This window comes from Acinetobacter calcoaceticus (genome assembly GCF_051947995.1).
Classification (GTDB): domain Bacteria; phylum Pseudomonadota; class Gammaproteobacteria; order Pseudomonadales; family Moraxellaceae; genus Acinetobacter.
Genome location: NZ_JBLVVH010000009.1, coordinates 21,264 through 43,799, shown reverse-complemented (window position 1 = coordinate 43,799; position 22,536 = coordinate 21,264). Strand labels below are relative to the sequence as shown.

The 22,536-nt window shown below is 44.0% G+C and carries 19 protein-coding genes; 9 read left to right on the top strand and 10 right to left on the bottom strand.

The features are described 5' to 3' along the window. Position 1: 1 nt before the first annotated feature. Positions 2-718, bottom strand: a complete 717-nt coding sequence (locus ACNQO6_RS15425; protein WP_440209540.1) for an enoyl-CoA hydratase/isomerase family protein — start codon at positions 716-718, stop codon at positions 2-4. A gap of 118 nt (positions 719-836) precedes the next feature. On the opposite strand from ACNQO6_RS15425, the gene ACNQO6_RS15420 reads away from it, so the two are divergent. Further along, the gene (locus tag ACNQO6_RS15420) at positions 837-1,919 is read left to right on the top strand and encodes a helix-turn-helix domain-containing protein (protein ID WP_440209539.1); all 1,083 of its coding nucleotides are present in this window, start codon (positions 837-839) and stop codon (positions 1,917-1,919) included. Here the strand turns inward: ACNQO6_RS15420 and ACNQO6_RS15415 are convergent. The 3 genes from ACNQO6_RS15415 to ACNQO6_RS15405 all read right to left on the bottom strand — a co-directional run bounded on the left by ACNQO6_RS15415 (position 1,880) and on the right by ACNQO6_RS15405 (position 5,950). After that, complete coding sequence (locus ACNQO6_RS15415) at positions 1,880-3,310, bottom strand: PLP-dependent aminotransferase family protein (RefSeq protein WP_440209585.1); 1,431 nt, start codon at positions 3,308-3,310, stop codon at positions 1,880-1,882. The two genes, ACNQO6_RS15420 and ACNQO6_RS15415, sit on opposite strands and share 40 nt — an antisense overlap. A 197-nt stretch (positions 3,311-3,507) precedes the next feature. Beyond that, the gene (gene cydB / locus ACNQO6_RS15410; RefSeq protein WP_343579908.1) at positions 3,508-4,512 is read right to left on the bottom strand and encodes a cytochrome d ubiquinol oxidase subunit II; all 1,005 of its coding nucleotides are present in this window, start codon (positions 4,510-4,512) and stop codon (positions 3,508-3,510) included. Beyond that, positions 4,505-5,950 carry a cytochrome ubiquinol oxidase subunit I gene (locus tag ACNQO6_RS15405; RefSeq protein WP_440209538.1) on the bottom strand — a complete coding sequence of 482 codons (1,446 nt, stop codon included), beginning with the start codon at positions 5,948-5,950 and terminating at the stop codon, positions 4,505-4,507. Before ACNQO6_RS15405 ends, cydB begins: the two co-directional genes overlap by 8 nt. A 359-nt stretch (positions 5,951-6,309) precedes the next feature. Here ACNQO6_RS15405 and ACNQO6_RS15400 point away from each other — a divergent pair, with 359 nt between their 5' ends. The 5 genes from ACNQO6_RS15400 to ACNQO6_RS15380 all read left to right on the top strand — a co-directional run bounded on the left by ACNQO6_RS15400 (position 6,310) and on the right by ACNQO6_RS15380 (position 11,786). Further along, a complete protein-coding gene (locus ACNQO6_RS15400) occupies positions 6,310-7,128 on the top strand; it encodes a hypothetical protein (RefSeq protein ID WP_440209537.1) in 819 nt (272 codons plus the stop codon). 43 nt (positions 7,129-7,171) lie between these two features. Further along, positions 7,172-7,345, top strand: a complete 174-nt coding sequence (locus ACNQO6_RS15395; protein ID WP_324622158.1) for a hypothetical protein — start codon at positions 7,172-7,174, stop codon at positions 7,343-7,345. A 192-nt stretch (positions 7,346-7,537) separates the two neighbouring features. After that, positions 7,538-9,946: an FdhF/YdeP family oxidoreductase gene (locus ACNQO6_RS15390; protein WP_440209536.1), complete on the top strand. Its 2,409-nt coding sequence runs from the start codon at positions 7,538-7,540 to the stop codon at positions 9,944-9,946. Between the two features lie 25 nt (positions 9,947-9,971). Continuing rightward, positions 9,972-10,760: a formate dehydrogenase accessory sulfurtransferase FdhD gene (gene fdhD, locus ACNQO6_RS15385; RefSeq protein ID WP_440209535.1), complete on the top strand. Its 789-nt coding sequence runs from the start codon at positions 9,972-9,974 to the stop codon at positions 10,758-10,760. 84 nt (positions 10,761-10,844) lie between these two features. After that, positions 10,845-11,786, top strand: coding sequence for a Dyp-type peroxidase (locus ACNQO6_RS15380; RefSeq protein ID WP_440209534.1), 942 nt, complete (start codon positions 10,845-10,847; stop codon positions 11,784-11,786). Positions 11,787-11,830: 44 nt separating this feature from the next. On the opposite strand, the gene ACNQO6_RS15375 is transcribed toward ACNQO6_RS15380, so the two are convergent. From ACNQO6_RS15375 to ACNQO6_RS15360, 4 genes are all read right to left on the bottom strand, one after another. Continuing rightward, on the bottom strand, positions 11,831-12,226 hold the full coding sequence (locus ACNQO6_RS15375) for an acyl-CoA thioesterase (protein ID WP_440209533.1): 396 nt from the start codon (positions 12,224-12,226) through the stop codon (positions 11,831-11,833). An 85-nt stretch (positions 12,227-12,311) separates the two neighbouring features. Next, positions 12,312-13,712 carry an AdeC/AdeK/OprM family multidrug efflux complex outer membrane factor gene (gene adeC / locus ACNQO6_RS15370; protein ID WP_440209532.1) on the bottom strand — a complete coding sequence of 467 codons (1,401 nt, stop codon included), beginning with the start codon at positions 13,710-13,712 and terminating at the stop codon, positions 12,312-12,314. Between the two features lie 79 nt (positions 13,713-13,791). Beyond that, on the bottom strand, positions 13,792-16,902 hold the full coding sequence (locus ACNQO6_RS15365; RefSeq protein ID WP_440209584.1) for an AdeB/AdeJ family multidrug efflux RND transporter permease subunit: 3,111 nt from the start codon (positions 16,900-16,902) through the stop codon (positions 13,792-13,794). Then, positions 16,902-18,047 (bottom strand): efflux RND transporter periplasmic adaptor subunit, encoded by a 1,146-nt coding sequence (locus tag ACNQO6_RS15360; protein WP_440209531.1) that lies wholly within the window; start codon positions 18,045-18,047, stop codon positions 16,902-16,904. The genes ACNQO6_RS15365 and ACNQO6_RS15360 overlap by 1 nt, the downstream gene beginning before the upstream one ends. Before the next feature lie 146 nt (positions 18,048-18,193). Here ACNQO6_RS15360 and adeR point away from each other — a divergent pair, with 146 nt between their 5' ends. Then, positions 18,194-18,922, top strand: coding sequence for an efflux system response regulator transcription factor AdeR (gene adeR / locus ACNQO6_RS15355; RefSeq protein ID WP_396514153.1), 729 nt, complete (start codon positions 18,194-18,196; stop codon positions 18,920-18,922). Positions 18,923-18,948: 26 nt separating this feature from the next. Here the strand turns inward: adeR and ACNQO6_RS15350 are convergent, their stop codons facing one another. Further along, positions 18,949-19,221, bottom strand: a complete 273-nt coding sequence (locus ACNQO6_RS15350) for a transporter suffix domain-containing protein (protein ID WP_440209530.1) — start codon at positions 19,219-19,221, stop codon at positions 18,949-18,951. A gap of 150 nt (positions 19,222-19,371) precedes the next feature. On the opposite strand from ACNQO6_RS15350, the gene adeS reads away from it, so the two are divergent. Continuing rightward, on the top strand, positions 19,372-20,448 hold the full coding sequence (gene adeS, locus ACNQO6_RS15345; protein ID WP_440209529.1) for a two-component sensor histidine kinase AdeS: 1,077 nt from the start codon (positions 19,372-19,374) through the stop codon (positions 20,446-20,448). On the opposite strand, the gene ACNQO6_RS15340 is transcribed toward adeS, so the two are convergent. After that, positions 20,432-21,049 (bottom strand): TetR/AcrR family transcriptional regulator, encoded by a 618-nt coding sequence (locus tag ACNQO6_RS15340; RefSeq protein ID WP_343581434.1) that lies wholly within the window; start codon positions 21,047-21,049, stop codon positions 20,432-20,434. The two genes, adeS and ACNQO6_RS15340, sit on opposite strands and share 17 nt — an antisense overlap. Positions 21,050-21,539: 490 nt before the next feature. Here ACNQO6_RS15340 and ACNQO6_RS15335 point away from each other — a divergent pair, with 490 nt between their 5' ends. Then, the gene (locus ACNQO6_RS15335; protein ID WP_440209528.1) at positions 21,540-22,499 is read left to right on the top strand and encodes a metal-dependent hydrolase; all 960 of its coding nucleotides are present in this window, start codon (positions 21,540-21,542) and stop codon (positions 22,497-22,499) included. Positions 22,500-22,536: the final 37 nt, after the last annotated feature.

Below are 22,536 nucleotides of genomic sequence, written 5' to 3'. Positions count from 1 at the left end.
TTTAAATCATAAACGGGTGTGCAAATTTTTCTGGATTGTAGAGTTGTCGCTGTTTGGCTATCTCAACAATACGATGACGTAACTGACGTTTCATTACGGCATAGGTTGGTCGATGCTTTTGTGACATCTCTTCGGCAAATTTAAATACTTCTGCATTTAATGTCTCGGCAGGATGAATCTCATGAACAACCTGTGCATTTAAACATTCGGGTCCAGTCATTGCTTTACCTGTTAACGACATTTCCCAAATCGCATGTTGATTGGGAAGGAGTTGCACAATTTCAGCAATGCAATCAGTAAAGGGAATGGTCAGTTTGACCTCGGGAAAGCAAAACCGCCCTTTATCTGCGCGCATAAACCGAAAATCACAAGCCGATGCCAGAATTGCGCCACCAGCATAAGCATTACCATTAATTTCTGTAATGACAGGCAGGTTGAGCAAGGCCAGACGCAACAGCATATTTTCCAGTTGTAAGGTAAAGGCTTTTTTATCTTGCATGGATTGCTGCATGAGCCATGCAAGATCCAAACCATTACAAAACGTTTTGGGATGGTCACTTTGGATCACCAGACAGGCATTATCTGAATGACGTTCAATTTCATCAAAGACCTCGATATATTCATTCAGCACGTCTTGATTTAAGACGTTGTCCTGTTCGCCATTGATCAAGGTCAAGACATAAATGGACTGTTGCTGATCAAGTCTCATGGTGACCATTTAAGTGACTCCTTTTTGTATTCGTGATTTATTTTCGACTTATTATTTCGAATAAAGGACTCGCGCCATAGGGGAGACTATGCCATATTGATGATCATTTTAGGACAATGGATATGTCATGCGAGATCCGTTTGGATTGTTTCAGGAAACCATCTCGGTGTCTTATGCACACCTATTATTAGAAATTGTGCATGATTATGCTGTTGATGCTGAAACAGTGTTGACCGGGACAGGGTTAACGCTTGTAGAAATGCAACAAGCCGATGCCAAAATGAGTGCGCATCAATGGTCAAAACTGGTGGTCAATGCGTTAAGACTGACGGGCAATCCACGTCTGGGTATTGAATATGGCTTTAAATTACGTCCGACGTCGCATGGAGCCTTAGGGTTTGCGTTCCTGAGTTGTCCGGACGTCGAGACGGCTCTAAGTCTTTGCCAGCAGTATTTCTGTACCCGGATCCAAAATTTTATTCCTGAAAGGAATATTGATGGGGATGTAGTCTATGTGCATTTGAATGATGTACACCCTGTTAAGTTTGGCGATCAGCAGCAATCAAATCAATTAAGAGCTTTTTTAATCGAGAGTCTACTTTTTGGTGCAATTCATTTTCTTGGTCTATTTTCCGAAAAGCTTGCTGCAAGCTGTGAGGTCTTTGTTGACTGGACCGATGCACAGAATTATAAAACGATTGATCTTGCTCAGATCAGGATGCATTTTAATCAGCAGCGTAATGGTCTACGTTTTCCCAAGCAATATCTGCAATGTAAAAACCCGAATGCAGATCAGGTTGCTTTTCAGCAGGCACTATCCTATTGCGAAAATGACAAGCTGAAATTATCCAAACACAACAGCCGAGATCTACAGAAAAGCATTCGCTCCGAATTGTTGTACAAGGGCGGCAGTGCTTATCCAAGCTTGCCTTTAATTGCGCAGCGTTTGAATATGTCTGAACGAACCATCAAGCGGCATTTACAGGCACAAGGAACGACGTTCTTACAGATTCTGGCGGATGTTCGGTTTAATCAAGCCAGGAAGTTACTGCAACAGCCACAATATACTATTCAGGATGTGGCAGCTCTAGTGGGGTATGAAGAAGCCACCAATTTCATTCGTGCTTTTAAAAAGATGTTTGGGGAAACACCCAGTCAGTATCGGAAAAGCTATTTGTCCAAGGCCGATTCATCCGACATCGCCAACTGAACCGTTACAATAAAAAGTTCCAGTGAATGCTGAATCTGATCCGTCCATTCAAAAGAACAGTTCATACGGATAAAATGTTGATGCGAGGGCAATACATTAAATAAAGGGCTGGGGGCAACGCCGACCTGTTGCTGGATTAACTGTTCATAGATTTTCATACTGTTGACTTTATCGGGCAATTGAATCCAGAGAAAATAGCCACTTGGATAATTGTAGACCTTACAGCCTTTGGGTAAATGCTGTTTGAGATATTGAAAGAACTGCTTTTTATTCTTTTCCAAAGCCCGTCTGAGCGTTCTGAGGTGCTTTTCATAATGATGATGAGAGAGAAACTCAACCAGTGCATTCTGGATCAGCGCATTGGCTGAAATGGTGCTCATCAATTGTAAATGCTGAATATGCTCGGAAAATTTGCCTGCATAGACCCAGCCCATACGGAAACCTGAACCTAGGGTTTTGGAAAAAGAAGAGCAGTGCAGCACCAAATTTTGCTGGTCAAAATACTTCATCGGCAAAGGTTTATGATTGCCATAAAACAGTTCTTCATAGACATCATCTTCGATTAAATGGATCTGATGCTCATGCAATAGTTTGGCAATTTTATATTTAATTTCCTCACTGACCGTGAATCCGATCGGGTTATGTGCATTGAGCATAAACCAGCACACTTTGATCGGATAATTTTTAATGACCTGTTCAAAGGCTTCTATATCAAAGCCATATTGCGGATGCTCAGGAATGGTGATCACCTTGAGTCCTAAACGCTCTGCAGCCTGCCAGGCTCCATAAAAAATGGTTTGCTGCAACAAAATATAATCGCCTGGTTGCGTAATCGCTTGCAGCGAAAGATTCAGGGCTTCCAAACCACCAGATGTAATGACAATGTCATCTGCATCCGTGGGGATGCCTTGCATACAATAGCGTTGCGCGATTAGCTTTCTGAGCGCTAAATTGCCAGGCGGCAGATTGGTGGTTTGATCATAACTCTGCCGATTACGGGAAAGTTGCCCCATGATCTGAATCAGTTTGGGTGGATAGAGCAACTGGCTGTCCGGAAAAGCAGAGCCTAATGGACTGACGTGTTTGGATTGAATCGATTTAAGATATTTAAAAACCAGCGAGTTAATTTCAATCTTCGGATTTAAAGACACCACTGAATAGGCTTGCGGAATCTGGATATGACTTTGCTCAGCGACAAAATAACCAGACTTTTCTTTTGAATAAATCAGGCCTTGTGCTTCCAGTTCCTGATACGCATTCATGACAGTAATGAGACTAAAGCCTGAGCGCTGGACCTGTTCACGTAAAGATGGCAGTTTGGTATGCGGTTTCCATGTCCCGTTTTCAATGAGAAGTTTCAGGTTATGCGCTAACTGTTCTGATTTATACATAAAATAGGGTTGATCCGTGAAAATGGAACAGCCTTGATAAAAAGGCTGCTCCATACATCGTTCTAATAAGCAAACATCAATAGCAGTCTAAATAGACCAGCAATTATGGCGAGTGCAAAAAATCCAAGTAACCATAAGATTATAAACCATTGCGTTGAACTTAAATGCTGAGATTTTATTTTCATGCACCTTTCTCCTTAGTGATAACCTGCATCACCGACACGGACCTTATCTCTAAATACCCAGTAGGAAAGGATGGTATAGGCAATGATGATCGGAATAAGAATCACTGCACCGACCAGCGCAAATTTCTGACTGGAAGCAGGGGCTGCGGCTTCCCAGATCGTAACCGTTGGTGGAATAATATTCGGCCATAAACTAATGACAAAACCAGTGAAGGCCAAAAATACCAGTGCCAGGGTGTAGATAAATGGCTTTAAATCCTGACGCTTTTGACATGCTTTTAAAATCAAGGCAGTAAAGAGCAACACCAAAACCGGTACAGGACTAAAATACAGCAGATTTGGTAAGGCAAACCAACGTGCTGCAATTTCAGGGTGAGTCAGCGGGGTATAAAGACTGACCCCGGCAAACACCACAAATAACAGGATGATCAGCTTCGGCATTAACCGATACATCTGGTCCTGTAATTCGTGATCTGTTTTCATAATCAGCCAGCCACAACCCAGTGCTGCATACATGGCCACCACACCCAGTCCGGTAAACAGTGCGAAAGGGGTTAGCCAGTCCAGACCCGACCCTGAGAAAATCCCGTTGGTCGTCTGGATTCCCTGAATATACGCCCCGAGAATCACGCCCTGAAAGAAGCTGGACAAGACCGAGCCCCAGATAAAGGCCAGATCCCATAAATGCTTGGTACGATTGGCCTTAAAGCGGAACTCGAAGGCGACACCACGGAAAATCAATGCAATCACCATCAAGGTAATTGGCATATACAAGGCAGAAAGCACGGTGGAATAGACCAGTGGAAAAGCAGCAAATAAGCCTGCACCACCAAGTACCATCCAGGTTTCATTCCCATCCCAGACGGGCGCGACGGTATTCATCATCACATCGCGCTCTTCACGGTTTTTAATAAAGGGGAACAGGATGCCAATGCCGAGATCAAAACCGTCCAGCACCACATAGATCAGTACGCCCAGACCAATAATACCGACCCAGATCAGAGATAAATCAATCATGGTGTTTCTCCTTGTTTTGATCTTGCCCGTCAATACTTTCATCAACAGCACTCAGTGGGCGCATCGGTGTTTTGAAATGACCGGGGCCTGCAGGTTCAGGTTCGATCGCATCAATAAATTCAGGACCTTTTCTCAGCAGTTTCAGCATATAGTAAATACCGCTACCAAAAACGATGGTATAGACCCCGACAAAAATAATCAGACTGATGCCGACCTGATCGGCGGTAACGGTCTGCGACAGACCATCTTTGGTGCGCATCACGCCATAAATCACCCAGGGCTGGCGTCCGACTTCAGTGGTGACCCAGCCTGCAAGCAGGGCGATATAACCTGCTGGTCCCATGACGAAAGCAAACTTGTGAAACCATGAAGTGCCATACAGTTTGCCGGTTTTACGCAGCCATAAAGCAACCAGTGAAAGCAATACCATCAGCATGCCCAGACCGACCATGACCCGGAAACTCCAGAACACAATGGTGGCATTGGGACGGTCTTCAGGAGCGAAATCTTTTAAACCTGTGACTTTTCCATCCAGCGAGTGGGTCAGGATCAGGCTGCCGAGGTGCGGAATTCCGACTTCATACAGATTTTCCTCTTTGTCCATGTCCGGAATGGCGAAAAGCAAGAGTGGCATGGATTCGTTATGGTTGGTTTCCCAGTGTCCTTCAATGGCTGCCAGTTTGGCGGGCTGGTGCTTTAAGGTATTTAAACCATGATTGTCACCAATCACCACTTGCAGACATGACGTGACCAGAACCATCCATAGGCCCATCGAAAATGATTTTTTGACCAGTTCATCGCGACGGCCCTTAATTAAATGCCATGCAGCAGTACCCACCACGAGAAGTGACGAGACTAAAAATGCCGCCGCCGCCATATGCGCCAAGCGATAAGGGAAGGATGGATTGAAAACAATCGCCCACCAGTCAGTAGGGATCACAATCCCGTTTTCAATGCTAAATCCTTGCGGGGTTTGCATCCAGCTGTTGGAAGACAGGATCCAGAACATGGAAATACAGGTACCGATGGCAACCATCAAGGTGGCAAAAAAGTGTGCCTTGGGACTGACCCGTCCCCACCCGAACAGCATGATGCCAAGGAAGCCTGCTTCCAGAAAGAAGGCACTCAATACTTCATACGTGAGCAAGGGGCCTGTAACACTTCCCGCGATTCGGGAAAATTCACTCCAGTTGGTACCAAACTGATAGCTCATCACCACACCGGAAACGACACCCATACCAAAGGCAACGGCAAAGATTTTGATCCAGAACTTGAACAGATCTTTATAAATCGGGTTTTGGGTGCGAAGCCATTTCCATTCCAGCATAGCCAGAAAACAGGCCAAACCGATTGAGGTTGCTGGAAAGATAATGTGAAATGAAACAGTAAAGGCGAACTGTATTCGGGCTAATTCTAAAGCAGTGAGACCGAGATCCATATATCCTCTCCTATAACAGACGAGTAAAGCAGTCGCTAGGAAAATGTGAAAAGAATGAGCTTAAATGATTCAAAATCACCACAGCTTTAAAACTGTTTTGGCGTATTTAAAACCTTTTTAAGTTTTATTCATCATCCAGCCTTCTGCTGTATATGAGTAGATACAATTTCTTCTTGTTTTTTTATAACAGATAAGGACGAGCTAAGTAATCTGTTATATTTTTTTAGCAAAACTCTGTAGCTATTCAGTTGTATGTTGCTCATTCAAAATAGCATAAGCAACGATACAATGTGTTAAATAATGATCAAGCATTGTAAGTTGTTTAAATGACAATACTTCTGACTGAATGGCGTTTAATTATGTTTATAACCCCAGAGCTTAATGCATTGACCCAGCTTTTTCAGGGCAAGGCACCATCGCAATCAGTACAAGAACAGTTACAACTCGAATATGTCAATCTTGAAGCAACTTTACTGAGAGGCAAGGTACTCAGGGATTTTTCTAAAGATAAGGTCACTTATATTGCTCAGGCCAGAATTGCAAAAAATGAGGGTCATCTGGGTTATGTATTTGCGCCATTTATTATTGCAAATTTAAACCAGCCGGTAATTTATAGCACGCCGATTACACCATCAGTGTTATCCATTTTGAATCCGTATTATCAGGCAGAGAAAAGCATCCATCTTAAGATTGAAGATGTGCTTGATAGTCTGAAACTCTATATCGAGCTGGTGAATGATCCCAAAAATGAGGAAGATTTTCTTTTTAGGAGTCTGGTGAAAGCCCTGTGCAGAACAGATGTTTCCCATCTTTTTCTGGTGACGCATTTGCCGGTAGACCTGCACAAACTCAAAATATTGCAAGATTATCTCGAGGTCAGAATCACGATTATTCATGCTAATCAAGAGATACCCCAACTAGATCATGACATGATCAATATGCGCAAACTGTTGTTTAAAAATAAAGATGACCTGCATAAAGGAATTTGTACCTTATTTTCTAGTCTGAATGCCGGATTGGTGGCAAATATTGGCCAGTTTACCGAGCAGCAGGCTGCGCATCTGATTGAAGATATGTTTTATTCCGAACACATTTTCGAGAAGTTGTCGGTTTATGCGGAATATATGCAGACCCGGATTCAAAATGGTGCCAGTTTTAAAGTTTTGTCCACAACATGAACGAGGTTAAACATTTCTTAATCTTTGAACAGGAGCAGACCTTATGTCGCAACAGCAATCCAAATTTCCCTATTTAGCAGTGGGTATCAGTATTTTGCTCGGCTGTTTATTTCTGGTGTTTTTCTTTTTGGCGGTGAGCAATCAACCCGATTATATGCCGTCGCAGCAAAAGCAAAATTCGACCCAGACACAGCATCCCAACCAGACTGGTCAATAGTTGATGTAGCTGTTTATGTGGCTGACTGGCAAGGATTTGTTCGTCAGCTTTTTTTTGATTTATACATTCAATGGTTTCAAATTTTAAGTTTCATGTTAAGAGAATGGGACAAATCAGGAATAGAAAAATCACTGGATTCATGATAATCCTAGTTCATTAAGAAATGAAAATAGCTCAGCTGAGGGCGATGCAATGGATAATTCAGAACAAACGGTTCATAAACAAGAAAATAATGGCTATGCGAGAATCGAGCCATATACCCAGCCCGCAGGTGGATGGGGAGCATTGTTGAGTGTGGCACGTAATCTTAAACGCCAAGATATCCTCAAAAAAGGTTCGATCACTTTACTCAATATCAATCAGCCGACCGGTTTTGATTGTCCCGGTTGTGCATGGCCTGAGAAAAAAGATGCCCATGCCTTTAACTTCTGTGAGAACGGTGCCAAAGCCGTTGCCTTTGAAGCCACCAGTAAAACGGTGACACCAGAGTTTTTTGCTCAGCATACGGTCAGTTGGTTAGCCGAACAGAGTGATTTCTATCTGGAAGACTTAGGGCGTTTAACCGACCCGATGCGCTATGATCCTGTCACGGATAAATATGTACCGATTTCTTGGGATGATGCCTTTCAGCTGATTGCCAAACATTTACAAGCTTTAGACCATCCTGACCAAGCGGCATTCTATACCTCGGGACGAGCCAGTAATGAAGCGGCTTTTTTATATCAGCTGTTCGTCAGAAGCTTTGGTACCAATAACTTTCCAGACTGTTCCAATATGTGTCATGAAACCACCAGTGTGGGCTTAAAAGATGCCATTGGCTTAGGTAAAGGGACTGTTATTCTGGATGACTTTGATCAGGCAGATGCCATCTTTAGTTTTGGGCATAACCCCGGCACCAATCATCCGCGGATGCTTGCCACCCTGAGAGAGGTCTCAAGACGCGGAGGTAACATCGTTGCGATTAATCCGATTAAAGAACGTGGTTTGGAGCGCTTTCAAGATCCGCAAGCTCCTCTGGAAATGATGACCAATGGCAGTACCCCGATCAGTCGCTATTACTTCCAGCCCAAAATTGGCGGTGATTACGCGCTGATGTTCGGGGTGATGAAGCATTTACTGGAATGGGATAAACAAGCCCTTGCCAAAGGGAAGCATAGCGTTTTTGACCGCAGTTTCATTGAAATGAATACCATCGGTTTCGATGAGATGCTGGCGGAAATTGACCGGACTGAATGGTCAGAAATTCACAAGCACACAGGACTTTCACCTGAACATTTACAATCCATTGCCCAGATGTATCTCGATGCAAAAACGGCTATTTTCTGTTGGGGCATGGGGATTACCCAGCATCGTCACGGCACTGCCAATATTCATATGTTGGCGAATCTGATGCTGGCACGCGGACATATCGGACGACCAGGTTCGGGGCTGTGTCCAGTGCGTGGGCATAGTAATGTGCAAGGCGACCGCACCATGGGCATCAATGAAAACCCAAGTGATAAGCTACTTGATAGTATTGATCGTGTGTTTGGCATCAAGTCGCCGCGTAAACATGGTTTTGGCGTGGTCGATACCATCAAGGCAATGTATGAAGGTGATGTCAAAGTCTTTATTGGTCTGGGCGGTAACTTTGCGGTTGCAACACCAGATACACCTTATACCCAAGAGGCTTTACGCCGTTGTAATCTAACCGTCAACATTACCACCAAGCTGAATCGTAGCCATCTGGTGTGTGGTCAGGACGCCCTGATGTTGCCATGTCTGGGACGTACCGAAGTAGATATGCAGGTGCATGGCCCTCAAGCGATTTCAGTAGAAGATTCAATGTCGAACGTGCATCTTTCGGCAGGGCGTAATCCACCAATCTCTGAAAATATCTTGTCTGAACCGGATATTGTGGCGCGTATGGCGGAAGCCGCGTTACCTGATAGCAAAGTGAAATGGCGCTGGTATATTGAAAGTTATGACCGTATTCGTGATTCGATTGCCGAGGTGTTTGACGAGTTTCATGATTTTAACCAGCGGGTTTATCAACCGAGTGGTTTTCACTTGGAACATCCTGCCAATCAGCATGTCTGGAACACGCCAAGTGGCAAAGCACAGTTCTTGATTACACCATTATCCGAAGTGTATGAAGATAAAGAAAATCAGTATGCTGCTGCCTATACCGAGCAGCAGATGTATACCTTGATGACCACACGTTCGCATGATCAGTACAATACTACCTTATATGGTCTGGATGACCGTTATCGGGGCGTATTCGGGCAACGCCGTGTGCTGTTTATGAATCAGGCGGATATTGATGCAGCAGGCTTTGTAGCTGATCAATGGGTTGATATCGAAAGTGTCTTCTCGGATGGGGTTAAACGAATCGTGCATAGTTTCCGCATCGTACCTTATAACATTCCACAAGGCAGTCTGGCCGCCTATTATCCAGAGACCAATCCGCTGGTGGCTTTGGGCAGTCATGATAAATATGCCAAAATTCCAGCATCAAAAAGTATCCCGGTAATCCTGCATGCAGGTCAGGCGCCTGAGCATTTTAACTTAGCGGTTGCAGTTGATCCTGAACACGCCAATGAGCGCGTCGGTGGCGTTTAGTTGCACTGAAGTTAAGAGGTCAATTGTGGATACAAAAACACGCGGCTATGAAACGGTGCCAGTGCATCGTTTCCATCAGGATCATTCTGAAAATGAAATGGATTATATTGTTCAGGAGTATCCTGTAGCTCTGATTTATAATGGCATCTCTCATGCCGTGATGATGGCAACACCGTCAGACCTTGAGGTTTTTGCCAAGGGGTTTAGTCTCTCGGAAGGGATATTGCACAGTCTAAACGAGTTGTATTCTCTTGAGCTTCGTCATACGGCATTAGGGGTTGAGATTGATATGACGATTTCTTCTCGTGCATTTATGGCGCTTAAGGAACATCGCCGAATGATGGTGGGTCGGACTGGCTGTGGTTTATGCGGGATAGAGAGCTTAAAGCAATTTTATGCTGACCTGCCATTGGTGAGCAGCAAGCTTTCGCCCTTGTGGCTCAAGCAAATTCCAAATGCCATTGCTCAACTGAAAGCCCGACAAAAAATTACTGAACTCACTGGTGGCGCGCATGCAGCCGCGTGGGTGGTGCAAGGACAAATCGTGACACTCTTTGAAGATGTCGGGCGACACAATGCTCTGGATAAATTAATCGGTTATCTGGCTGAGCAAAAACTGAATGTTGCCGAGGGCTTTGTGGTGATGACCAGTCGCGCCAGTTATGAGCTGATTCGTAAATGTGCGCAATATAATATTGGTCTCTTGGCAACAATTTCGGCGCCAACCAGTATGGCCATTGAGATGGCCAAACAATTAAACCTTACTTTGGCCAGTTTTTGCCGAGGCGAGAGCTTTGTTTTATATACGCAATAATAGTAAAAATTTGTGTTTTGCTTGATCTGTAATGCATTGATTTGTGTAGGATATGAGCATTAAGTTTTTTTATTCCCAAATATTATGAATACACCTTTAAGACCTCAGCCTGTAATTAATAATCTTTCAGGTGAAAACGCTTTATTTATCGTACTCGGAATCAATACCAATCCAGATCATTCTGGTGTAATTGATTTTCTTGCTAATTTTTCAGCATTGGTCCGCAGTCTGACTAACCGTTTTCCGAATAGTAATTTCAGTGCTTCGGTTGGAATTGGCTCAAATGCCTGGGATTTGCTGTTCCCAAATTTAAATAAACCGAAAGAGCTGGCACCATTTCAAGAGATCAAAGGACCAAGACATACCGCGGTAGCGACAACAGGCGATTTATTCTTTCATATCCGTGCCAACCAGATGGCGATTTGCTATGAACTTGCCTCGATTCTGCATGAGCAATTAAAACAAGATACCTATCCAATTAGTGAAACCAAAGGTTTTAGATATTTTGATGGTCGTGCCATTCTTGGTTTTGTCGATGGAACTGAAAATCCTGAACATGAAATTGCCAAAGAGATTGCCTATGTCGGCCAAGAAGATGCTGAGTTCCTGGGTGGCAGTTATGTCTTTATCCAAAAATACCTGCATAACATGGAGATGTGGAAGGGCTTAACTACGGAAGAACAAGAAAAAGTTATTGGACGCAAGAAATATGATGATGTCGAGCTGGGTGATGATGTCAAACCTCAAAGTGCACATAATGTTGCGAGTAAAGCACATGACGCTGAGGGGAATGAACTTAAAATCTTAAGAGCGAATATGCCATTTTCCAATCCAACTGAAGGGGAATATGGCACCTTCTTTATCGGCTATTCCCGTTCTTTTAATATCACCAAAACCATGCTTGAGAATATGTTTTTGGGTAAAGAAACCGGATATGTCGACCGCTTACTGGATTTCAGTACACCTGTTTCAGGCAGCTTGTTTTTTGTCCCGACCTTTGATTTCCTCGAAGATTTAGGTGAGTAAGTTTCACCCGCTGAAATGAATGCGTTTATTTCAGCGGGAAATATTTATGGAGTGATCAGGTATTGTTGCAACTGGGTTCGGAATTGATCTGGGATACGCCCTGATTTTTGTGTGCTGAAATCAAAGTACACCTGAACTGCTTTGCCACGGGCAACACAGTGGTTATTTTGCCAAGCTTCATGGGCGACTACGAATGAAGAGTTACCGATATGCTCGATCCATGTTTTGATTTCGATGTCAGCACCGTAATAGATCTGGGCAACAAAATCGACTTCCACCCGAGCAAGAGTTAATGGCAGATTTTTAATTTCCATACTCGGGTTAAATAGGCGGAAAACAGGTTCACGTGCTGTTTCAAACCAGCCAGTGATCACGGTATTGTTGATATGCCCGAAAGCATCGGTTTCGTAGAATCTTGGGGTAATCGAAAGTGTAAACATGGGGTAAGGGTTATTTTCTTATTTAAACCTGCATACTATAAGGGCTGAATGTTTAAAAATCAGCCCCAATAACAGACTTAAGCGTTTACGAATACCGTGTTAATCCGCCCCCTAAGGCTTTATAGAGTTCGATCTGGTTATTCAACTTGGTTTGTTCAAGCATGAGCAAGCCTTGTTGGGCCGCGTAAGCAGAACGTTGCGCATCCAGCACGGTCAGGTAACTGTCAATGCCTGCTCTAAAGCGAGCCGTGGATAATTTATAGGTGGTCTCAGTAGCAGAGACTAAACGGCGTTGTGCACTCAAACGCTCGTCAATATGGGCACGGGCAGCAAGGGCATCATTCACTTCACGAAAAGCGGATTGAATGGCTTTTTCATAGTCGGAAACAGCAATTTTTTGCTCAGTTTCAGAAATTTTAATATTAGCTTTACGCGTTCCCCAGTCAAAGATTGGAAGATCAATACTTGGTCCAACTGACCAGGAGAAACCTCCTGATTTAAATAAATCTTTGAGATCTGTCGATGCATAGCCTGCTGAGCCTATCAGGCTAATGGTCGGGAACATACGTGCTTTTGCTGCACCAATATTTGCTCCGGCAGCAAGTAGTTGATATTCAGCAGCTTTCAGGTCTGGACGATTATTCAGTAAATCACTGCTTAAGCCCGTTGCAAAGCTGCGTTCAGCACTAATCGTTTTTACGGCTTGATGGGGCAGGAGATTTTGAGGCACCGCTTGACCAGCCAACAGATCCAGTAGGTTTTGTGCCTGTGAAACCTGAGTCTTATAAGTCGCGACATCATTGCGGGCGGTTTCAACCGAAATCTGTGCCTGTCGTAACGGAACTTCACTATCAATCCCGACATCAAAACGTTTCTTGTTGAGGTTAAAGGAATCAAGCTGGGCTTTTAAGGTCTGCTCAGCAAGATTTAAATTGGCCTGGGCAAAGGCATAATTCAACCAAGCCTGGCTGACTTGACTCACCAGACTAATCTGAGTCGCATCTCTGGCACTCTGGGTGGCAAGGTAATGATTCAATGCTGCATCTTTTAAACTTTGTACACGGCCCCAAAAATCCAGTTCATAGGCGGTTACTCCTAGACCGACTTGAAAGCTGGAATAAGGATTATTCGGATTTACAACAGGGTTGACCTGTCGTAGCGCACTACCAGTTGCTCCGATAGTCGGTAACTGATCTTTCTTGCTGATCTGATATTGTTGTTGTGCGCGTTGAATGTTGAGTGTCGCAGTACGTAAATCACGATTATGATTTAAGCTGATTTCAATCACTTGTAATAAGCGCGGGTCAGAAAAAAATTGTTGATAACCCTGATTTGCAATCGAAGTGCCAGCCGGAGCTTGGGTAAAGTTTTGTGGAATATCCGATTGAATCGCAGGTTTTGGTGCCTGCAGATTCATACATGCGGTTAAGGCAATCGAAAGTGTAGACACTAGCAGGCCACGAGATAGGACAGTCGCTTTAGACATGGTCTTCTCCAAATAAGATAAAAATAAATACAGAGGAGGAGTCAGAGGAAATCCATTGATTCCCTCTGCTCAATGTCATTTAAGATGGATTTTTCTGTTTCGGAGAAAACAGCTTCTCAACTGCGCCCAGAATAAAAATGAAGAACACTGGCACAAAGAAGATCGCCAGAATCGTTGCGGAAATCATGCCGCCAAATACACCTGTCCCTAAGGCATGCTGTGTTTCCGAACTGGCGCCTGAAGCGATCACCAAGGGAATCACACCACAGGTAAAGGCCAGCGATGTCATCAAAATCGGGCGTAAACGTAGTTTTGCTGCGGCAACTGTGGCCTCAATTAAACTCATGCCTTCTTCTTTCAGCATCTTTGCAAATTCGACGATCAAAATGGCGTTCTTGGCGGATAAACCAATAATGGTAATCAGGCCAATTTTAAAGAATACATCGTTCATCAGTCCGCGGGACATGATCGCAATCACGGCACCAAAGATACCCAAGGGTACCACCAGCATCACTGAAAGTGGAATGGCCCAACTTTCATAAAGTGCCGCAAGTACCAGAAACACCACCAGCATGGAGAGGGCAAGCAAGAATGCCATCTGAGATTCAGATTGTTTTTCCTGTAAGGATATACCGGTCCATTCATAACCAATGCCTTTCGGTAATTTGGCAATCAGGTTTTCCATTTCACGCATGGCATCGCCCGATGACGTATCAAAGTTCGGAATACCGGCAATACTCAACGATGGGCGACCGTTATAGCGGTTATATTGCTGTGGTGCTTTATTCCATTGTGGTGTGACCACTTCGGAGAGAGACACCAACTGTCCGTTTGAGCCCATCACTTTCAGGTTTAAAATATCTTTTAATTGCATCCGTGATTTGGCTTCAACCTGTACAATCACTTGTTGCATACGTCCCTGATTAGGGAAGTCATTGATGTACATTGATCCCATTGACGTTGAAATGATGTCGGAAACATCGGAGAACTTTACCCCCAGAACATTCAATTTTGCACGGTCAATTTTTAAAGAAATATTGTCGCCCTGTGGTAAGCCCTCATTCCAGACCATATAGAACTTTTTATTTTTGGCCGCCATTTCCATGAGCTGGTCTTGTGCAGCCAGGAGTGCTGGCATGCCCAGATTGCCACGGTCTTGTAAGCGTAAGCTGAAACCGGCAAAAGTGCCTAGCTCATCAATGGCAGGTGGAAGCACGGCCATGGTTGCACCTTCTTTACTATGTGCCATGGTTTCATTAACCGCATTGGTCATTTCGCTGGCACTTGAAGTCCGCTCTTTAAAATCTTTGAGTGTGGTAAACGCCATTCCTACGTTTTGGCCTGCGCCACTAAAGCCCCAACCCATAATGGTGGTATTGCTTTCCACGTTCGGGTTGTCTTTCAAACTGTTTTCAAATTCGTTGACCACAGCTCGGGTTCTTTCAGCCGTAGCATCGGAAGGTAACTGGAAGGTGGTCAAAAACCAGCCCTGATCTTCTTCTGGCATAAAGGCAGTAGGCCAGTACTTCATGCCTGCAAAGGTGAGACCGGTAATGACCACAAAGATCGCCATCATTGGAAGACTATGCTTGATCACTTTCAGCAGGATCAATTCATACTTCTTGGTGACTTTATCAAAGCTACGGTCAAACCAGGCGAAGAAACCTTTCTTTTGATGATGTCCATCAATCGGTTTCAGGATGGTGGCACACAGCGCAGGGGTCAGGATCAATGCCAATAATGCCGAGAACAGAATCGACACTGACATGGTCAGGGTAAATTGTTGATAGATAATGCCGACCGAACCACTGGCAAAGGCCATGGGCAAGAATACTGCAGCCAAGACCAGGGTAATCCCGATAATCGGACTGGTGATTTCCTTCATGGCCTTGGAGGTCGCTTCTTTGGGTGGAAGCCCTTCAGTTGCCATGATCCGTTCGACGTTTTCCACTACCACAATTGCATCATCGACGATAATACCAATGGCAAGCACCATACCAAACATGGTCAGTACGTTAATCGAGAAGCCTGCCATAAGCATGACCGCAAAGGTACCCAGCAGGGCAATGGGGGCAACAATTGCCGGAATCAGGGTATAACGCACATTATGCAAGAACAGATACATCACGATGAAAACCAGTACCATGGCTTCCAATAAGGTATGAATCACTTTTTCGATTGAAATTTTAACAAAAGGTGCCGTGTCATAAGGAATACTGAACTGCATGCCTTCAGGCAAGTTGAGTTTTAATTCTTCAATCTTGGCTCTGACCCCTTCGGCTGTCTTCACTGCATTGGCACCCGGACTGAGCTGGATTGCAGCTGCTGTTGCGGGTTGACCATTTTCTAAAATTGCAAAGTTATAGGCTTGCGACCCCATCTCAACCTTGGCAACATCTGACAGTCTGATGACACTGCCGCTGGTTTTACTTTTAAGACTGATATTCTTAAATTGTTTAACATCACCGAGCTGGCCCTCAGCAGACAAGGGCACGGTAATCAATTGGCCTTTTACCGCAGGGAGATCACCGAGTCGGCCAGGGGCAATCTCGACATTGTTCTCGCGAATCGCATTGTTGACATCACTGATGGATAGGCCATAAGACACCAGTTTGTTTGGGTCAACCCAAATACGCATGGCTTTTTCAGCACCGAAGGATTGAACCTTACCCACGCCTTCAACACGTTTCAGTTCTTCCACGACATTACGGACCAGATAGTCACTCAGGTCAACTTCTGAATATTGTCCTTTGGGCGAGTTGATTCCGACCAGCATCAGGAAGCCTGATGAAGAGGCTTCGACCTGTAAACCCTGTTGGTGAACCACTTGGGGAAGACGCGCTTCAACGGCTTTGATCTTGTTCTGAACATCTACCTGTGCCATTTCAACATCTGTACCGGGTTTAAAGGTCGCCGAAATCTCTGCGGTACCGGAGGTATCTGTGGTTGAGCTATAATACAGCAGGTTTTTTACGCCGGATAATTCCCGCTCAATCAGGGTGACCACACTGTCATTGATGGTCTTGGGTGTTGCACCTGGATAAGTGGCACTAATATTGACCTGAGGCGGTGCCACGCTTGGAAAGCGGGCAATCGGGAGTTTCGGAATACTCAGTAGCCCAAACAATATAATGAAAATCGCAATTACCCATGCAAATACAGGGCGGCGAATGAAGAATTGTGACATCATCATTGAGCTCCCTGTGTTGCTGGGACTTTCCAGTTGCTAATCTCAAGTTTTTGATTCGGCTGGATACGGTCAATACCTTCTACAATCACTTTATCGCCGGCTTTTAAACCTTTATTGGCGATATAAAACTGGTCATAGGGCTGTCCCAGTTCAATTGGGCGTATCTCTGCTGTACCTTTGCTATTGAGTACATAGACTTGCGGTTCACCATTGATATTGCGTTGTACCGCTTGTGCCGGGATTAATAATGCTTGCGGGATAGAAGCACGGTCGATATTGACGCGTACATACATGCCGGGTAGCAATTTTCTTTCAGGATTCTGAACTTCGATCCGGATGGTCACATCCCCGGTTTCAGGGTCCACATTGATGTCTTCAAATAGCATTTTCGCCGTGACGTTATACGCTTGTCCGTGGCTATTGGAGATACGTACAGTTTTTTCATTATTGGCAGACAACTCGCCACTTTGTAGGGCAGCCTGCAAACGTTCATATTCACCGATCGACTGTTTGACATCAACATAGACTTTATCAATCTGCTGTACGGTTGCCATGGTATTGGCATCTCCTTGGCTGACCAATGCACCTTCGGTCACAAAAGATTGACCAATACGTCCCGAAATCGGGGCACGCACTGTGGCATATTGCAGATTCAGATTCTGACGGGTGAGGAGCGCTTTCATCTGGGCGACATCAGCCAATGCCTGACGGTATTCAGCTTGGGCATTACTGACTTCCTGCTTACTGATTGCGTTGCTTGGCAATAGTTGTTCATAACGTTCCAGCTGCACTTTTAAACGTGCGACCTCAGCTTCGGCCTTGTTCAGCGAGGCTTTGTTGCTGTTTACATCGGCCTGAAAGGTTTCGGCATTAATTTTATAAAGTGCTTGTCCTGCTTTGACTTCACTGCCTTGTCGGAACAAGACTTTTTCAATAATGCCGCCCACCTGAGGACTGATTTCTGCCGTCCGGAACGCCTGGACACGTGCCGGCAGGTTCTCGCTAAAGCTCACCGATTGCGGTTGGATATTTAAAATGCTGACTTTGGCAGGCGGTGTTTCAGCGGGTTTTGTCTGCTCGGAACCACAACCTTGCAGTACAAGTCCGATGGATAAAAATAATGGAAGTAAGAGCTGCTTTTGCATGCTGTCCAAACCTTGGGAGTTTTTGATGCTGCTATTATTTTCGCGCTGTGTGTAACGACCATCGGTGAAGTGTGGAAAAAGTGTGGAGATCCGGAGATAAATCGGCGTATCATTGAAAGAGATTGAAATTATCCGATGACTGATTCATGTTTGAAGCCTCATTTTCTTTTGATTGCCGTGATAAGCAGATTCTCGTCGTAGAAGATGAGTATGATATTGGCGATATTATTGAGCATTACTTAAAACGCGAAGGTATGCAGGTACTCCGCGCCATGAATGGCAAGCAAGCCATTGAAATCCATGCATCGCAGCCGATTGACCTGATCTTGCTGGATATTAAATTACCTGAGCTCAATGGCTGGGAAGTGCTGAGCAAAATCCGCCAGAAAGCCCAAACGCCCGTCATTATGCTGACCGCATTGGATCAGGATATTGATAAAGTCATGGCCCTGCGCATTGGTGCAGATGATTTTGTGGTCAAACCGTTCAATCCGAATGAAGTGGTGGCACGTGTGCAAGCCGTGCTGAGAAGGGCACAACAAAATCAACAGGCGCAAAATAGAAATCTGCTTTATAAGAATATTGAGATTCACACGGATTTACACAGTGTCTATGTCCGTCAGCAGGACAAAAAAATCATGCTCAATCTCACCTTGACCGAGTATAAGATTCTGCTGCTGATGATCGATCAGCCCTATAAAGTTTTTACCCGCGGGGAGCTGATGAATCATTGCTTGCCTGACAGCGATGCGCTGGAACGGACGGTGGACAGTCATGTCAGTAAATTAAGGAAGAAACTGGAAGAACACGGTTTGCAAAATATGCTGATCAATGTGCGCGGAGTCGGCTATCGACTGGACCACCCTGCGCAGTGAGCATATTTTGACTGTGTACGGTTTTTTTAATTCAAATCATCAGGTTTTGGCTTATGCGATTTAAAAGATGAAAACAGTCGTTTAAATCCAGTCTTGATTCTGTCCCAATATTCTTTGCCTAATAGCGCAATAACGATCAATAACAGGATTTCACCGCCAATTGCCATTGTGGTCATGACCAGTGCTTTGTGCGGAATATTCAGAAAAGGAACAATCGGAAAGGCAATCCAGTAAACTCCGACAATTGCCAAAAGGATAAAACCTATTTTTTTACGCAGATTCAGTTGTTGATTCAGCATGAGTACCACATTTACACAATTTTCAATTTTGCTATTTTTCGGCAGGTATGAGGAGAAAGGATCATGAAAGTGTGGAAAAAGTGTGTAAAGCATGAAAAAAAACAGCGTATCATGACACAGTAACAAAGCAGGTGAACCGGGAAAGTCGGCATGAGAAATAAATCGGGAATTAGCAAGCAGCTATTTATTGCCTTAAGTATTGTCAACTTAAGTGTGACGCTTTTCTCCGTGCTGATGGGTTATTTGATCTATAACTATGCCATAGATGTTGGCTGGATTACGTTAAGCTCCTTGCAGGAAGACTGGACCGAATTTCATTTTATCGACTGGATCTGGTTATCTACGGTGATTTTTTGTGGTGGGGTCATTTCCATCATTATCGGCATGCATCTGGCCCAGCGCTTTATTAAACCCATTAATTTTCTTGCCGAAGCGGCCAAGCAGATCAGTCAGGGAAATCTTTCTGCGCGAGCAGATGACCGTCACATTCATTCCACTGAAATTGCAGAACTGATGCATAATTTTAATAACATGGCGCAGAAGCTGGAAAGTTCGGTTGAAAATGCACTGGTCTGGAATGCAGCCATCGCGCATGAGCTGCGGACACCGATTACCATTTTGCAGGGCCGTTTACAAGGTATTCTGGATGGGGTGTTTAAACCGGATGAAGCCTTGTTTAAAAGCCTGCTCAGTCAGGTGGAAGGCTTATCTCATCTGGTCGAAGACCTTCGAACCTTGAGTCTGGTTGAAAACCAGCAACTCAGGTTAAATTATGAAATGGTTGACTTTAAAGCACTGACTGAAAAAGTTTTAAAACTGTTTGAGCAGCGTTTACAACAGGCTCAGATCGAACCCGTACTTGAGATTGCCACTATTCAGGTGCATTGTGACGGTCGTCGTATCGAGCAGGTGTTAATGGCCCTGATTGATAACGCAATTCGTTATGCCGATGCCGGAAAACTCAACATTTCTTTGAAAAAGGATCTTCAAAACTGGATCTTACAGGTCGCCGATGATGGTCCAGGTATCGCAGCACAATATCAGCAAGATTTATTCAATCCATTCTTTAGACTGGAGCAGTCCAGAAATAAAGAATTTGGTGGAACAGGACTGGGCCTGGCGGTTGTGCACGCAATTGTTATGGCACATGACGGTCGCATTGAATACAGCAATCCAGCTCACAAGAGTGTGTTTACGATTCAGTTGCCGATCAAGTCTCTGCCTTAGCCAGCTCTGCCTCAATATAGCTAATAATCATGGTGCTTAGGCCTTTGACCATTTCATCAAAGCTAATTTGCGGATTGGGCAAGATTAGGTGGCGTGCCACATTAAAAATACTGCTATTAATGCTGATATACGCTGTCACGCTCAGATTGTTCACTTTTAAGTAGCGCGGATGGCGAATCATATATTTCATCAATACTTCCATCAACGCCATTTCAATTTGGCCGATATATTTTTCGTATTTGAGCTCTGTTGCATAGCGAAGACAAATCAGATAACGATCATCATCGCGAGTGAGTAAGTCCCTAAAGGTATAAAAAATCATTTCGAATAGAGGTTCCAGCTCTTGTTCGATCATAATCGGCGTCAGTTCTTTCACCATATCCAGGACTTCTTTGACAAAGGTTTTTGCCATTGCATCATAGATTTCTTCTTTATTCTTAAAGTATTCATATAAAGAGCCAACACTGACTCCAGCAATGTCTGCAATGTGTCGTGTAGTAGTGCCACTGGTGCCGTTGGTGGCAACTGCAATAAAACCTGCTTCAATAATGGTGTCGAAGGTGACTTTCGAGCGAGACTGACGGGGTTTACGTGTAGCCATAAGGTATTATTATTAAAATCCGAACATAACGTCAGATTAACATGTCGCAGAAAGTGATGAAAGTAGCGCTTAGTTAATCCGAACAATTAAAATAATGAACCTGGATAAATTCAATGTTTATCTGCAAGCTTCTTATTCGATGGAGAGCTATTTGAGCTATAAGAAAAGCATGTCCATGGGTTTTATTTTATCTATCTAATTAATATTTATCATTAAATTTTAATAAAACGATATGTTTACACAGATCTCGATTATCATTCGATCGGCCTTGGCATGTTCAATAAAAGCTCATCATAAATGAAAAAATTACCCGAATTGAATCCGAACATAAGATCGGTTTACAGTGAGTCTAGAACAGGAACTGGTTCCTAAAAATCTCCCGAATATTTTTTCGAACTTCTCTGGCAGTTGGGAGAGTCGAAAAGAGATGAACCAAATGCAACGCATCTAAAAGGGCAAAAGACGCTCAAGTAAGTAGGCAGGTGTAGCCATGATTAGCAGCACATTAAAGAAAGGTTTAAGTCTATTTAAATCTAATCCCATCACTGAGCAAATTGATTTTGCGAGTAAAAAAACGATTCCTATTCGTCATTTGGCTATCGGATTTGAAGGCAAACAGGTTGATTTATCATTTTATATGAATAATCAGTTTGCCACGATTTTCTTTGCAACACTTTCGGTATTCTTAACCTATGGTGAAGATCTGGTGATTGAAACAGCACGTCATCATCGTGATCAGCTGAAAGATCCTATTTTAAAGCAACGTGTCACCTCATTGATTGGCCAGGAAGCGATTCATTCAAAATTACATAATGAATTTAATGATGCAATTATTGAGCTGGATTATCCGGTGCGACTCTATCGCTTTCTCGGTGAAAAGTTTTTTGACTATATTTTCTTAAAATTTCCACAGCCATTGAAGCTTTCTCTCATGGCAGGGATTGAGCATTTTACTGCCGTCCTGGCAGAGTACATGATGGCACATGAACAGAATTTCTATTTCTCTGATGATGCCAAAACACGTGCTTTGTGGATGTGGCATATGCTGGAAGAATCTGAGCATAAAGATGTAGCCTATGATGTGTATCAAACCTTGAATGGCAACTATGCATTGCGTATCTCAGGTTTCTTCCTCGCTTACTTTACCATTCTCGGTTTGATTCCATTTTCAGCCACGCTGGTGCCGGTGTTACGTAGGCCACAAGAAATGCTGACAGCAAAATTCTGGAAAGATGCGCGCCGTGGTGTGAAGCTGATTTTTAGTCCCAAAGATGGTGTTTTTGGAAGTACGCAAGGCCGTATCTTTGATTATTTACGTACTGATTTCCATCCCAATGACCATGACGCGTCCGCGTATTTCGAATATTACGAAAAGAAACTTCTTTCAGAGGGCGGCGCTTTATATCCGTTCTTTGTGAAGGAGTTTACGCCGAAGGTACAAGCCGCTTAATACACAATGAAGCATGTACAGCAGGCAGGTAGTGGCC

Bases quoted from the DNA above. Each gene is read 5' to 3' on its own strand.
- ACNQO6_RS15425 (WP_440209540.1), bottom strand. From the start codon at position 718: ATGGTCACCATGAGACTTGATCAGCAACAGTCCATTTATGTCTTGACC.
- ACNQO6_RS15420 (WP_440209539.1), top strand. From the start codon at position 837: ATGCGAGATCCGTTTGGATTGTTTCAGGAAACCATCTCGGTGTCTTAT.
- ACNQO6_RS15415 (WP_440209585.1), bottom strand. From the start codon at position 3,310: ATGTATAAATCAGAACAGTTAGCGCATAACCTGAAACTTCTCATTGAA.
- cydB (WP_343579908.1), bottom strand. From the start codon at position 4,512: ATGATTGATTTATCTCTGATCTGGGTCGGTATTATTGGTCTGGGCGTA.
- ACNQO6_RS15405 (WP_440209538.1), bottom strand. From the start codon at position 5,950: ATGGATCTCGGTCTCACTGCTTTAGAATTAGCCCGAATACAGTTCGCC.
- ACNQO6_RS15400 (WP_440209537.1), top strand. From the start codon at position 6,310: ATGTTTATAACCCCAGAGCTTAATGCATTGACCCAGCTTTTTCAGGGC.
- ACNQO6_RS15395 (WP_324622158.1), top strand. From the start codon at position 7,172: ATGTCGCAACAGCAATCCAAATTTCCCTATTTAGCAGTGGGTATCAGT.
- ACNQO6_RS15390 (WP_440209536.1), top strand. From the start codon at position 7,538: ATGGATAATTCAGAACAAACGGTTCATAAACAAGAAAATAATGGCTAT.
- ACNQO6_RS15380 (WP_440209534.1), top strand. From the start codon at position 10,845: ATGAATACACCTTTAAGACCTCAGCCTGTAATTAATAATCTTTCAGGT.
- ACNQO6_RS15375 (WP_440209533.1), bottom strand. From the start codon at position 12,226: ATGTTTACACTTTCGATTACCCCAAGATTCTACGAAACCGATGCTTTC.
- adeC (WP_440209532.1), bottom strand. From the start codon at position 13,712: ATGTCTAAAGCGACTGTCCTATCTCGTGGCCTGCTAGTGTCTACACTT.
- ACNQO6_RS15365 (WP_440209584.1), bottom strand. From the start codon at position 16,902: ATGATGTCACAATTCTTCATTCGCCGCCCTGTATTTGCATGGGTAATT.
- ACNQO6_RS15360 (WP_440209531.1), bottom strand. From the start codon at position 18,047: ATGCAAAAGCAGCTCTTACTTCCATTATTTTTATCCATCGGACTTGTA.
- adeR (WP_396514153.1), top strand. From the start codon at position 18,194: ATGTTTGAAGCCTCATTTTCTTTTGATTGCCGTGATAAGCAGATTCTC.
- ACNQO6_RS15350 (WP_440209530.1), bottom strand. From the start codon at position 19,221: ATGCTGAATCAACAACTGAATCTGCGTAAAAAAATAGGTTTTATCCTT.
- adeS (WP_440209529.1), top strand. From the start codon at position 19,372: ATGAGAAATAAATCGGGAATTAGCAAGCAGCTATTTATTGCCTTAAGT.
- ACNQO6_RS15340 (WP_343581434.1), bottom strand. From the start codon at position 21,049: ATGGCTACACGTAAACCCCGTCAGTCTCGCTCGAAAGTCACCTTCGAC.
- ACNQO6_RS15335 (WP_440209528.1), top strand. From the start codon at position 21,540: ATGATTAGCAGCACATTAAAGAAAGGTTTAAGTCTATTTAAATCTAAT.